The 13,130-nt window shown below is 59.1% G+C and carries 12 protein-coding genes; 11 read left to right on the top strand and 1 reads right to left on the bottom strand.

The genetic code is table 11. The features are described 5' to 3' along the window. Positions 1 to 360: 360 nt before the first annotated feature. Positions 361 to 1,287, bottom strand: a complete 927-nt coding sequence (epsC, locus tag QK293_RS11540) for a serine O-acetyltransferase EpsC (protein WP_282377408.1) — start codon at positions 1,285 to 1,287, stop codon at positions 361 to 363. Positions 1,288 to 1,479: 192 nt separating this feature from the next. Here epsC and QK293_RS11535 point away from each other — a divergent pair, with 192 nt between their 5' ends. The 11 genes from QK293_RS11535 to QK293_RS11485 all read left to right on the top strand — a co-directional run bounded on the left by QK293_RS11535 (position 1,480) and on the right by QK293_RS11485 (position 13,041). Beyond that, positions 1,480 to 2,472: a D-cysteine desulfhydrase gene (locus tag QK293_RS11535; protein ID WP_282377407.1), complete on the top strand. Its 993-nt coding sequence runs from the start codon at positions 1,480 to 1,482 to the stop codon at positions 2,470 to 2,472. Between the two features lie 225 nt (positions 2,473 to 2,697). Next, the gene (gene tcyJ / locus QK293_RS11530; protein ID WP_282377406.1) at positions 2,698 to 3,492 is read left to right on the top strand and encodes a cystine ABC transporter substrate-binding protein; all 795 of its coding nucleotides are present in this window, start codon (positions 2,698 to 2,700) and stop codon (positions 3,490 to 3,492) included. After that, positions 3,492 to 4,157 (top strand): cystine ABC transporter permease, encoded by a 666-nt coding sequence (gene tcyL, locus QK293_RS11525; RefSeq protein ID WP_282377405.1) that lies wholly within the window; start codon positions 3,492 to 3,494, stop codon positions 4,155 to 4,157. The genes tcyJ and tcyL overlap by 1 nt, the downstream gene beginning before the upstream one ends. A 4-nt stretch (positions 4,158 to 4,161) precedes the next feature. Further along, a complete protein-coding gene (tcyN, locus tag QK293_RS11520) occupies positions 4,162 to 4,917 on the top strand; it encodes an L-cystine ABC transporter ATP-binding protein TcyN (RefSeq protein ID WP_282377404.1) in 756 nt (251 codons plus the stop codon). A gap of 476 nt (positions 4,918 to 5,393) precedes the next feature. Continuing rightward, on the top strand, positions 5,394 to 6,158 hold the full coding sequence (locus QK293_RS11515; RefSeq protein WP_282377403.1) for a hypothetical protein: 765 nt from the start codon (positions 5,394 to 5,396) through the stop codon (positions 6,156 to 6,158). Positions 6,159 to 6,537: 379 nt separating this feature from the next. Further along, positions 6,538 to 7,779, top strand: coding sequence for an SfnB family sulfur acquisition oxidoreductase (locus QK293_RS11510; RefSeq protein ID WP_282377402.1), 1,242 nt, complete (start codon positions 6,538 to 6,540; stop codon positions 7,777 to 7,779). A gap of 23 nt (positions 7,780 to 7,802) precedes the next feature. Then, the gene (locus QK293_RS11505) at positions 7,803 to 8,996 is read left to right on the top strand and encodes an SfnB family sulfur acquisition oxidoreductase (RefSeq protein ID WP_282377401.1); all 1,194 of its coding nucleotides are present in this window, start codon (positions 7,803 to 7,805) and stop codon (positions 8,994 to 8,996) included. Then, on the top strand, positions 8,996 to 10,354 hold the full coding sequence (locus tag QK293_RS11500; RefSeq protein ID WP_282377400.1) for an LLM class flavin-dependent oxidoreductase: 1,359 nt from the start codon (positions 8,996 to 8,998) through the stop codon (positions 10,352 to 10,354). Before QK293_RS11505 ends, QK293_RS11500 begins: the two co-directional genes overlap by 1 nt. A 119-nt stretch (positions 10,355 to 10,473) precedes the next feature. Next, positions 10,474 to 11,283 carry a MetQ/NlpA family ABC transporter substrate-binding protein gene (locus tag QK293_RS11495; RefSeq protein ID WP_282377399.1) on the top strand — a complete coding sequence of 270 codons (810 nt, stop codon included), beginning with the start codon at positions 10,474 to 10,476 and terminating at the stop codon, positions 11,281 to 11,283. Positions 11,284 to 11,285: 2 nt separating this feature from the next. Beyond that, positions 11,286 to 12,407 (top strand): ATP-binding cassette domain-containing protein, encoded by a 1,122-nt coding sequence (locus tag QK293_RS11490; RefSeq protein ID WP_282377398.1) that lies wholly within the window; start codon positions 11,286 to 11,288, stop codon positions 12,405 to 12,407. Continuing rightward, positions 12,397 to 13,041 (top strand): methionine ABC transporter permease, encoded by a 645-nt coding sequence (locus tag QK293_RS11485; RefSeq protein WP_282377397.1) that lies wholly within the window; start codon positions 12,397 to 12,399, stop codon positions 13,039 to 13,041. The genes QK293_RS11490 and QK293_RS11485 overlap by 11 nt, the downstream gene beginning before the upstream one ends. The last annotated feature ends 89 nt before the right edge of the window (positions 13,042 to 13,130 follow it).

Genomic DNA, 13,130 nt, shown 5'->3' with positions numbered 1-13,130 from the left:
CTTGGAGGGGTGGACGGTGCACTCATGAACAGTGCACCTCAAGGGGGTAAAGCAGGGCAATCAATAACGGACTCGGCAAGGGCAAGCCTCCTGTTGTGAGCGGGCAGCAAACCGGCGGTTTAACTTGAATGAGCGTTCAAGTTAAACATGGATAGGGCGCTAAGGACTAATCGCAAGGCTCGGCGGTGTGTTTTGTACGCTAGCTCAAGGAAGGGTATGAGGTGGGATTTGGAGGATTCGTTCAGTGGGAAATTAACTAAATGCCATTATCCCGGTTCGGCTTGAAATCAATCGCGAGCAAGCTCGCTCCGGGCGGCGCTCCGACGATGAGGGCAGAACAGTCAGCAGAAATTTCTGGGCTTACTTCTGCGTCCCATCATCATGCTGCAGATTCGCCTGAGTCAGGTTGCTCCCCGCCGGCACGCTGCGGGTCATCCAGACATTACCGCCAATGGTCGAACCCTTGCCGATGGTGATTCGGCCCAGAATCGTCGCCCCGGCATAGATCACCACATCATCCTCAACAATTGGATGCCGTGGATGGCCCTTCTGCAATTGGCCGTCCTCATCCGCCGGGAAGCGTTTGGCGCCCAAGGTCACGGCCTGATAAATCCGCACACGCTCACCAATAATTGCTGTCTCGCCGATCACCACGCCCGTCCCGTGATCGATGAAGAAGCTGCGACCAATCTGCGCGCCAGGGTGAATGTCGATGCCGGTGGCCGAGTGGGCGATTTCCGCGCTGATCCGTGCCAGCAACGGCAATCCGGCGCGGTACAAATGATGGGCCAGGCGATGGTGAATCACCGCCAGAATCCCCGGATAGCACAGCAACACTTCATCGACACTGCGAGCCGCCGGATCGCCGTGATAGGCCGCCAGCACATCGGTGTCGAGCAGACTGCGCAGCCCCGGTAATGCGAGGGCGAAGTCCTGAATGATCTGAATCGTTTTGGCCTCGACTTCGGTGTCGGCCTGGTCACTGTGGCGAGCGGCGTAGCGCAATTCGAGTCGCGCCTGAGCCAGCAACGCGTTCAACGCAACGTCCAGCGTATGGCCGACGTAGAAGTCTTCACTCTCCTCGCGCAAATCCACCGGTCCCAGGCGCATTGGGAACAACGCGCCACAGAGGGCTTCGAGAATCTCTGCCATGGCCGCTCGGGAAGGCAACTCGCGACCGCCCTGTTCGGTGCTGGCTCGGCCATTTTGTGCGCGCCACTGGTCACGCGCCGTGCGCAGTTGACTGACGATGGTCTGCAGTTGCCAATGACTGGAACGCTCGCTCACGGTAAAAACTCCTCACGGGCGGCCGGACTGCCTGGCCGCGTTATTGGCAATTACTCTACGGCATGGCCTGGAAGGCGAATTAAGAACCGATTGTGCTGTGCTCAGCACTTTTGGGTATAAGTCGAATGCCGGTTGCCCCGCTAAATTGGCGTGCCTATAGTCCTGTCATCTCCCTCCGCCAGTACGGACCCCATGATCAAACAACAGCTTGCCCGCTTTAATCGCCTCGACCTTCTCGGTCATCCTACCGCCCTGGAAAAACTCGAACGCTTGTCGACCTGGCTGGGCCGCGATGTGTACGTCAAGCGCGATGACCTGACGCCGCTGGCCATGGGCGGCAACAAGCTGCGCAAACTCGAGTACCTGGCGGCCGATGCGCTGGCACAAGGTGCCGACACCTTGATCACCGCGGGTGCGCTTCAGTCCAACCACGTGCGCCAGACTGCCGCCATTGCGGCCAAGCTCGGCCTGGGCTGCATAGCGCTGCTGGAAAACCCCTTGGGTACCGACGACGCTAACTATGTCGGCAACGGCAATCGACTGTTGCTGGACCTGTTCGATGCCAAGGTCGAGTTGGTGGAGAACCTCGACAACGCTGACGACCAACTGCAAGCCTTGGCCGACCGTCTACGCAACAACGGCAAGAAGCCGTATCGGGTGCCGATTGGTGGCTCGAATGCATTGGGCGCGTTAGGTTATGTGCGCGCCGGGCTGGAGCTGGCCGAGCAGATCAAGGACACCGGGCTGGCATTCGCCGCCGTGGTCCTGGCCTCGGGCAGTGCCGGGACCCACAGCGGTCTGGCACTGGCGTTGAGCGAAGTACTGCCGGATTTGCCAGTGATTGGTGTCACGGTTTCCCGCAGCGATGAAGATCAGCGCCCGAAAGTCCAAGACCTCGCCGAACGTACTGCCGAGCTGCTGGGTATGAGCCTGCCAGACAGTTTCAAGGTCGAGTTGTGGGACGAGTATTTCGGCCCGCGCTATGGCGAGCCGAATGCCGGGACACTGTCGGCGGTGAAGCTGGTGGCGAGCCAGGAAGGGCTGTTGCTCGATCCGGTCTACACCGGCAAGGCCATGGCCGGGTTGCTCGACGGAATCGGTCGTCAGCGGTTCGATGACGGCCCGATCATCTTCTTGCACACCGGTGGGGCACCGGCATTGTTTGCCTACAAAGACTTTCTTTGACCGAGGATTCCACGCGGGAGTGTGGAATTACACTTATTCCAAAAAAAAATAACAAACATAATATTTATTATTTTCCTATCTAAAAGCCTCGTCATATAGTCACGCCGCAGGCGAATTTGCAGCGAGACGCATACGCTGCTTTAGGGCAGGATATCGCAGTCGTTTAAATCCCGAATTTGCCAACTTTCCTAAAGCGTCTTCCATAAGAAAACACAGGGGCTTGTCATGAATTTTTCCGCACTACGTCGAAATCTGCTGGTTGGTTCGCTGGGCCTGGCGCTGAGCGCCGGTCTGTTGGGGCAAGCAATTGCCGGTGAGCAGCTGCAAAAAATCAAAGACGCTGGCGTGATCAACGTCGGCCTGGAAGGCACTTACCCACCGTTCAGTTTCGTCGACGCCGACGGCAAGCTGGCTGGCTTCGAAGTCGAGTTCTCCGAAGCCCTGGCCAAAGAGCTGGGCGTGAAGGTCAAACTGCAACCGACCAAATGGGACGGCATCCTCGCAGCGCTGGAATCCAAGCGTCTGGACGCGGTGATCAACCAGGTGACCATCTCGGACGAGCGCAAGAAGAAGTATGACTTCTCCGAGCCGTACACCGTTTCCGGGATTCAGGCGCTGGTTCTGACCAAGAACAAAGACAGCATCAAGACCGCCGCCGATCTGGCTGGCAAGAAAGTCGGTGTGGGCCTGGGCACCAACTACGAGCAGTGGGTGAAAGCCAATGTGCCGGGCGCTGACATCCGCACCTACGAAGATGACCCGACCAAGTTCCAGGACCTGCGCGTCGGCCGCATTGACGCCATTCTGATCGACCGTCTCGCCGCGCTGGAATACGCCAAGAAGGCCAAGGACACTACCGCCGCCGGCGAAGCGTTCTCCCGTCAGGAAGCCGGTATTGCCCTGCGCAAAGGCGAGCCAGAGCTGCTGGCTGCCGTGAACAAGGCGATCGACAAGCTGCGTGCCGACGGTACGCTGACCAAGCTTTCGGAAAAATACTTCAGCGCTGACGTCACTAAATAATGGAAGCGGCTTTCCAACTCGTACTGGAGTCCGTGCCCTTCCTGCTGAAGGGCGTGTACTTTACGGTCATCCTCAGCCTGGGCGGCATGTTCTTCGGCTTGCTGTTGGGCTTCGGCCTGGCGTTGATGCGCCTGTCGCGCCTCAAACTGGTGAGCTGGCTGGCCCGCATCTACGTGTCGTTCTTTCGCGGCACGCCGTTGCTGGTGCAACTGTTCATGATCTATTTCGGCTTGCCGCAATTGGGTCTCGAACTGGATCCGATACCGGCAGCCCTGATCGGCCTCTCGCTGAACATGGCCGCTTATGCCTGTGAAATCCTCCGTTCCGCGATCAGTTCGATTGAACGCGGCCAGTGGGAAGCTGCTGCGAGTATCGGCATGACTCGCGCGCAGACCCTGCGCCGGGCCATCCTGCCGCAAGCGATGCGCACGGCGTTGCCGCCGCTGGGCAACAGCTTCATTTCGCTGGTCAAGGACACCGCGCTGGCAGCCACCATTCAGGTGCCGGAGCTGTTCCGTCAGGCGCAGCTGATCACCGCTCGCACCTTCGAAATTTTCACCATGTATCTTGCCGCCGCGGTGATCTACTGGATTCTGGCAACGGTGCTGTCGCACTTCCAGAATCAGTTGGAAGCGCGGGTCAATCGGCACGACCAGGAGTCCTGACCCAATGATTGTCGTGGAAAAACTGACAAAGCAGTTCAAGGGTCAAGTGGTGCTCAACGGCATCGATCTGCAGGTGAAGGAAGGCGAGGTGGTGGCAATCATCGGGCCTAGCGGCTCGGGCAAGACCACGTTCCTGCGTTGCCTGAATTTTCTGGAAGAGCCCACCAGCGGCCGGATCAAGGTCGGTGACATCGAGATCGATGGCAGTCGTCCGCTGAACCAGCAGCAAGGTCTGGTACGACGGTTACGCCAGCACGTAGGTTTCGTGTTCCAGAACTTCAACCTGTTTCCTCATCGCACGGCCCTGGAAAACGTCATCGAAGGCCCGATCGTGGTGAAAAAAATCCCACATGCCGAAGCCGTTGCCTTGGGTAAAAAGCTCTTGGCCAGGGTTGGCCTGGCGGGCAAGGAAGACGCTTACCCACGACGCCTTTCCGGTGGTCAGCAACAGCGTGTGGCGATTGCCCGTGCACTGGCGATGGAACCGGAAGTCATCCTGTTTGATGAACCGACCTCAGCGCTCGACCCAGAGCTGGTCGGTGAAGTGCTGGCGACCATCCGCAGCCTGGCCGAGGAGAAACGCACCATGGTCATCGTCACCCACGAAATGGGCTTTGCCCGGGACGTGGCGAACCGCGTGGTGTTTTTCGACAAGGGTGTGATCGTCGAGCAAGGCGAAGCCAAGGCGCTGTTTGCCAATCCGAAAGAAGAGCGGACTAAACAGTTCCTCAGCAAGTTCTTGAATAACGCTCACCACTGAAACATCAGCTCACCCTTATTAACTTCCATGGATGGAAGTGACAACTACTCCGCTAATAGAATCTCTCGGCCCTTCCGAATAATAGATATTTACTCAACGCTGCGCGCGGTACATATATATGTCCAGCAACAGATTAACCTCGCCTATAATCCGTCAAATCCAGCCTCCCAACCGAACTGATCTCGCCGCCAACAACGCGCTCAAAGCCCATAAAATCTGGGTAAAGTTCGACAGAGCGGTGCAGCTTATTAACGTCAATGCGTAGGATCTTTCTGAATAACCCTAGATACCCTACTTAACTAGCCAGCTCTATTGACACCTGTTCAAGCGAACTCTTATCTAGTCTCCAACAGGCGTCGAATCCCGCACTCATTCATTATTTAAACTCGTAAATAGTGAATAATCTTGTTGCTCGGCAATTCACGCCTTTCGAACTTTCAGAAACGGACTTCGCTGCAGGCTTCAAGGAGAAACCCATGACAAACACTTCGAACAAACCCGAACTTGCGGCCCCGACCCTGGCGCAATCTCACAAGACCTGCATCAACATCACCTCGGCGGCTCACCTGCTGATCGACGTGGCGCCTTACCCCTGCATGGACGAAGGCGACTTGATCGAACTGTTCTGGGACCACTGCTACGTGGCTTCCAGAGTGCTTACGGCCAACGATGTCGGCCAACCGGTCCAACTGCGTGTCCCCGAGAGCTTCATCGCCAATGGCACCTCGCGCGTTCACTACCGGATCATGCAGATCGGGCAAGGGCCAACCCTGTCAGTCGCCAGACGGGTGCAGATCAAACTCGACTGCCCCGGTGGCCAACCGTCTGCGCTGTGCGGCGATGAAAACCAGAGTCTGGAGCCCGTGAACATTCCCGAGACCATTCGCCGTCAGGGGGTCAATCCGAACCAGATCAAGCGCGGGGTTCCGCTGACCATCGAGCCTTACCTGAACATGGCCGCCGACGACGAAATCACCCTGCGCTGGGGCGATGTGCGCATGGATCTGCCACGACTCAAGGCAGGTGATGTCGGCCAGCCGATACAGGTCTGGGTGCCTGCGGCGATCATTCTCGAAGCCGGCGAAGACCTGCGGCTGGAAGTGACTTACTGCATCCTCGACCGGGTGGGTAACAACTCCCGCTGGGCACCGCCACGCAGGCTGAAGATTGGTTGCGCCAATCCCTACTTGAAGGCTCGGCCGAAGGAAATGTTAATGGCTGCCGAACCCCGCAAATTCTGAGATCCCTGTAGCCGCTGGCGAAGCCTGCGTTCAGCTGCGCAGCAGTCGTGAAACCAGTCGCCGCGGTCATTCAGGTTAATCGCGGATTCAGGATTTACGACTGCTGCGCAGCTGAACGCAGGCTTCGCCAGCTGCTACAAGGGCGCGTGCCAACTCATCCATCGGGTGTGAGACGTACCTTCTATGCATATTCCTAAAAGTTAGTTTATTTATTTTTTATGCGCGCTTAGGGTATATGCACCGGACCACCGGACATTCTTGTTTTCGTTCGCCGCAACCCTCGCGGCGTTTCCATGAGATGTGAGGTAGGTATGGTCCGGAACACAATCACCCCAGTGCAGATCGCCAGGGCATTGCGTGCAGCCAAGGAGCGGCACTGATGTCCAGTCTGGCAGATGCAATCGTCCAGAGTGATCTGGACATCGCCCCGCTGTTGTTGCCCGCGCAGGTCTTGCGCAACGACGCACAAGCCATCAAGGCTGCCCATGAGCTGGCGCAAGTCGCCCGCCTGCAAGCAGCCAAACGCGACCAGCAGCGCAAGCTGCCGTGGTCGGAAATCGAACAGTTCACCCGCAGCGGCCTGGGCAGCATTGCGATCCCGCGTGAGTACGGTGGCCCACAGGTTTCGTTCGTCACCCTTGCCGAAGTATTCGCGATCATTTCCGCGGCCGACCCGGCCTTGGGACAGATCCCGCAGAACCAGTTCGGCATTCTCAATCTGGTGCTCGGCAGCGCCACCGAATCGCAAAAAAAACAGCTGTTCAAAAGCGTGCTCGACGGCTGGCGGATCGGTAACGCAGGACCTGAGCGCGGCACCAAAAACACCCTTGAACTCAAGGCACGAATCACCGCTGACGGTGACGGCTTCGTCCTCAACGGGCAGAAGTTTTATTCCACCGGCGCGCTGTTCGCCCACTGGGTTGCCGTCAAGGCGCTGAACGACGACGGCAAGCAAGTGCTGGCCTTCGTCCGCCGCGGTACACCGGGCCTGCGCATCGTTGATGACTGGTCGGGCTTCGGCCAACGCACCACCGCCAGCGGCACCCTTTTGCTCAATAACGTGCAGGTCGACGCCGAGCTGGTGGTGGAAAACTGGAAGATCAATGACAGCCCGAACACTCAGGGCGCCGTGTCGCAGTTGATACAAGCAGCCATTGACGCCGGCATCGCCCGAGGCGCCATCGACGACGCCATCGAATTCGTGAAAACCCGTGCACGACCGTGGATCGACGCCAAGGTCGAACGGGCCAGCGACGATCTCTATGTGATTGCCGACATCGGCAAACTGAAGATCGAATTGCACGCCGCCGAAGCGCTGCTGCGCAAGGCCGGGCAAGTGCTCGATCAGGTCAGCGCCGCGCCGCTCACCGCCGAGTCTGCCGCCCGCGCCTCGATTGCCGTGGCCGAAGCCAAAGTGCTGACCACCGAGATCTCGCTGCTGGCCAGCGAAAAGCTTTTCGAACTGGCCGGCAGCCGCGCCACCCTCGCCGAATTCAACCTCGACCGCCACTGGCGCAACGCCCGCGTGCACACGCTGCACGACCCGGTGCGCTGGAAATATCACGCGGTCGGGACTTACCACCTCAATGGCACGCTACCCGCTCGCCACTCCTGGATTTAACGACCAGATCTCTGGAGAAACACATGACTCTTTCTCACCACGTCGCGGTCATAACCAGCGATGAGCAAGCCCTGATTGTCGCCAGTGACCTGGCCGAAGACTTCAAACGCGACAGCGCCCTGCGCGACCGCGAACGCCGTTTGCCGCACCCGGAACTGGAAGTGTTTTCCCGCTCGGGACTTTGGGGCATCAGCGTGCCAAAAGAATACGGCGGCGCCGGGGTTTCCAACGTCACCCTGGCCAAAGTGATCGCGCTGATTGCCCAGGCTGACGGCTCTCTCGGACAAATCCCGCAGAACCATTTCTATGCACTCGAAGTGCTCCGCGTGAACGGCAGCGCCGAACAGAAAAAGCGCCTATACGCCGAGGTACTGGCCGGCCAACGTTTCGGCAATGCCCTCGCGGAACTGGGCACTAAAACCGCCCATGACCGCGTCACCAGCCTGACCCGTGACAGCAGCGGCTATCGCATCAACGGCCGCAAGTTCTACGCCACCGGGGCGATTTACGCCCAGCGCATTCCGACCTCGGTAGTGGATGAAAACGGCGTGCAGCAATTGGCGTTCGTGCCGCGCAACAGCAAAGGCTTGACGGTGATCGACGACTGGAGCGGCTTCGGCCAGCGCACCACCGGCAGCGGTTCGGTGGTGTTTGAAGATGTCTACGTCGCCGCCGAAGACGTGATTCCGTTTCAAAGTGCGTTCGAGCGCCCGACCACCGTCGGCCCGTTGGCGCAGATTCTTCACGCCGCCATCGACACCGGCATCGCCCGGGCTGCCTATGAAGATGCGCTGCATTTCGTGCGCACCAAGACTCGGCCGTGGATCGATTCCGGCAACGACAACGCCACCGAGGACCCGCTGACCATCAAGAGCTTCGGCCACTTGAGCATTCGTCTGCACGCCGCCGAAGCCTTGCTGGAACGCTCCGGCGAATTCCTCGACAAAGCGCAGGCCGACACCAACGCCGAGACCGTCGCCGCTGCTTCAATTGCCGTCGCCGAAGCCCGCGCTATCAGCACCGAGATTTCCCTCGCCGCTGGCAGCACGCTGTTTGAACTGGCGGGCAGCCAGGCAACCCTGATCGAACACGGCCTGGATCGCCACTGGCGCAACGCTCGGGTGCACACGCTGCACGACCCGGTGCGCTGGAAGTATCACGCGGTCGGCAATTACTACCTCAACGATGAAAACCCTCCGTTGCGAGGGACTATCTGATGGCCGACCCCAAAAAGAAGATTCTGCTCAACGCGTTCAACATGAACTGCATCGGGCACATCAACCATGGTCTGTGGACGCACCCACGGGACAACTCCACTCAGTACAAAACGATCGAATACTGGACCGAACTGGCGCAACTGCTGGAGCGTGGCCTGTTCGATGGTCTGTTCATCGCTGACATCGTCGGGGTTTACGACGTCTACCAAAACTCAGTGGATGTGCCGCTCAAAGAGTCAATTCAATTGCCGGTCAATGATCCGCTGCTGCTGGTTTCGGCGATGGCTGCGGTCACCAAAAACCTCGGCTTCGGACTCACTGCCAACCTGACTTACGAACCGCCGTATCTGTTCGCCCGACGCCTGTCCACGCTCGATCACCTGAGTCGCGGCCGGGTCGGCTGGAACATCGTCACCGGCTACCTCGACAGCGCCGCCAAGGCCATGGGCTTGAGCGAACAGGTGGAACACGACCGTCGTTACGACCAGGCCGATGAATACCTGCAAGTGCTCTACAAACTCTGGGAAGGCAGTTGGGAAAACGGCGCGGTGCTTAACGATCCGCAGCAGCGGATCTACGCGCAGCCCGAGAAAGTGCACAAGGTCGAGCACAAGGGCGAGTTCTATCAGGTCGAGGGTTATCACCTCTGCGAACCCTCGCCGCAGCGCACGCCGGTGCTGTTCCAGGCCGGCAGTTCGGATCGCGGTTTGCTGTTCGCCGGGCGTCATGCCGAATGCGTGTTCATCAGCGGCCAGAACAAACCGTCGACCAAAGTTCAAGTGGACAAGGTTCGCGCCAGTGCCGTCGAGGCCGGGCGCAACCCCGAGGACATCAAGGTGTTCATGGGGCTGAACGTGATTGTCGGCGAATCCGAAGAGGCGGCCTGGGCCAAGCATGCCGAATACTTGAGCTACGCCAGTGCCGAGGCCGGCGTGGCGCATTTCTCGGCGTCCACCGGGATCGATTTCTCCGAATACACCATCGACGAACCGATCCAGTACGTGAAGAGCAACGCGATCCAGTCCGCCACCAGGAACCTGCAAAACAACGACTGGACCCGCCGCAAATTACTCGAGCAACACGCCCTCGGAGGACGCTACATCACCGTGGTCGGTTCGCCCGAGCAAGTAGCCGATGAGCTGGAATCGTGGATCGCAGAAACCGGGCTGGATGGCTTCAACCTGACGCGGATTGTCACGCCGGAAAGTTACGTGGACTTCATTGAACGGGTGATTCCCGAATTGCAACGCAGAGGGTCGTACAAGACCGCTTACGACACCGGCAGCCTGCGGGAGAAGCTGTTTCACGGCGAGGCGCATTTGCCCAAGCAACACACTGGTTCTGCGTTCCGCCGTTAAAAGCTTCGCGGGCGAGCCTCGCTCCTACAAGAGCACGCAATCTCCTGTAGGAGCGAGGCTTGCCCGCGAAGAGGCCCTAACAAACACCACACCTCTATGCACTGACTGGAAAACTCATCATGACCAAGAAACTCTTAACCCACCCAGTCAAAGCACTGGCCCTGGCCCTCGGCCTTTTCAGCTCCGTCACCTTCGCTGCCGATGCAGCGTTGAAAGTCGGTACCACCGCCGCCTTCGCCATTCCCTTGGAAGCCGCCGTCGAAGAAGCCAACAAACAAGGCCTGAAAGTCGAACTCGTGGAGTTCAGCGACTGGATCGCGCCCAACGTCAGCCTCGCCGCCGGTGACATCGACGTAAATTACTTCCAGCACATCCCGTTCCTGGAAAACGCCAAGGCCGCCGCCGGTTTCGACCTGGTGCCGTTCGCACCGGGGATCATCAACAACGTCGGCCTCTACTCGAAGAAATACAAAAGCTTCGAAGAACTGCCAGAAGGCGCCAGCGTGGCGATTGCCAACGACCCGATCAACAGCGGTCGTGGTTTGCAACTGTTGGCCAAGGCCGGGCTGATCACGCTCAAACCGGGTGTCGGCTACAACGCCACCGAAGAAGACATCATCGCCAATCCGAAGAAGCTCAAAATCCTTCAGGTCGAAGCCGTGCAACTGGTACGAGCCTATGACGACGCCGATCTGGTCCAGGGCTACCCGGCCTACATTCGCTTGTCGAAGACCTTCGATGCCAGCTCTGCCCTGCTGTTCGACGGCCTCGATCACAAGGAATACGTGATCCAGTTCGTGATCCAGCCGAAAAGCAAAACCGACCCGCGCCTGATCAAATTCGTCGACATCTACCAGCATTCGCCGGCCGTGCGCGCAGCCTTGGATAAAGCCCACGGCAAGCTTTACCAAGCCGGTTGGGAAAGTTGAACATGACGGCCGCGATCCAACGGCGACTGGATGTTCCGGAGCCTCAGCAAGCTGAACACACCGAACTGCATCCAGAACTCAACCGCGCCCACGTGCGCTTCATCGGCCTGGGCAAAACCTACAACGGCCAGCAAGGTCCGGTGGCCGCCCTGCACGGCATCGACCTGGCGATCCAGCGCGGCGAAGTGTTCGGCATCATCGGCCGCAGCGGCGCCGGCAAATCGTCGCTGATCCGCACCATCAACCGTCTGGAACAACCGAGCACAGGCCGTGTGCTGATCGATCAGGTCGACATCCGTGAATTCGACGAAGACCGCCTGGTAGCGCTGCGTCGGCGCATCGGCATGATCTTCCAGCACTTCAACCTGATGTCAGCCAAGACGGTTTGGCAGAACGTCGAGTTGCCACTGAAAGTCGCCGGTGTGCCGAAGGACAAACGCGAGCACAAAGTCCGCGAATTGCTCGAACTGGTAGGACTGCAAGAGAAGCACAAGGCCTACCCGGCGCAGCTTTCCGGTGGGCAGAAACAGCGCGTCGGCATCGCTCGGGCACTGGTGCACGACCCGGCGATACTACTGTGCGACGAAGCCACTTCGGCGCTGGACCCGCAAACCACGCAATCAATCCTCGGCCTGCTGCGCGAGATCAATCAGCGCCTGGGCCTGACCATTGTGCTGATCACTCACGAGATGGCAGTGATTCGCGATATCTGTGATCGGGTCGTCGTGCTGGAGCACGGGCGAATCGTCGAACAAGGGCCGGTCTGGGAAGTCTTTGGCAACCCGCAGCACGAGGTCAGCAAAACCTTGCTGGCGCCATTGCAACACGGCCTGCCAGAAGAACTGCAAAGCCGTTTGCGTGTGCAGCCGCAGTCCTCGGATGACGCGGTGGTACTGCGACTGCAATTCACTGGTGCGGCTCATGACGAGCCAGATCTGGCGGCGCTGTTCGGTGCCCTCGGCGGTCGCGTGCGCTTGCTGCAAGGTGGTGTGGAGCGGATTCAGGGCCATGCGCTCGGGCAACTGCTGTTGGCGGTGACCGGTTCGTCCCTCGGTGCTGAGGAACTGCGCCAACGCGCCGGCAACTGGGCGCAACAGGTGGAGGTGCTGGGTTATGTGGTTTGATCGCTTGCTGCAAGGCTTCATCGACACCTTCCTGATGGTCGGCGTTTCATCATTGATCGCGCTGCTGGCGGGCATTCCGCTGGCGGTGATCCTGGTCACCAGTTCCAAGGGTGGGATCTACGAAGCAACGGCGCTGAACCGCGCATTGGGTGCGTTCGTGAACCTGTTTCGCTCGATTCCGTTTCTGATTCTGATGGTGGCGTTGATTCCGTTTACACGGTTGATCGTCGGCACCACGTACGGTGTCTGGGCCGCCGTGGTGCCGCTGACGATTGCTGCCACGCCGTTCTTTGCGCGCATCGCCGAAGTCAGTTTGCGGGAGGTCGATCACGGGCTGATCGAAGCCGCGCAAGCGATGGGTTGCCGGCGCCGACACATCGTTTGGCATGTGCTGCTGCCTGAGGCGTTGCCGGGGATTGTCGGCGGTTTCACGATTACGTTGGTGACGATGATCAACTCGTCGGCCATGGCCGGGGCGATTGGTGCCGGTGGGTTGGGGGACATCGCTTATCGCTACGGGTATCAGCGGTTTGATAGCCAGATCATGTTGACGGTGATTGTGTTGCTGGTGGTGTTGGTGGCGGTGATTCAATTGGGCGGGGATCGGTTGGCGCGTGGATTGAATAAGCGCTAGGCAAGTTGCGAACGCTTATTGTGACGAGGAGGCAAGTCCCCGGCCTCATGGCGTATATTCGGCAAACCCCAATTGCCTGCGCAGCCGAC

The organism is Pseudomonas sp. AL03 (assembly GCF_029960815.1).
GTDB lineage: Bacteria > Pseudomonadota > Gammaproteobacteria > Pseudomonadales > Pseudomonadaceae > Aquipseudomonas.
Note: the sequence above shows the minus strand (reverse complement) of the source record. Positions and strands in the feature narration are given on the sequence as shown.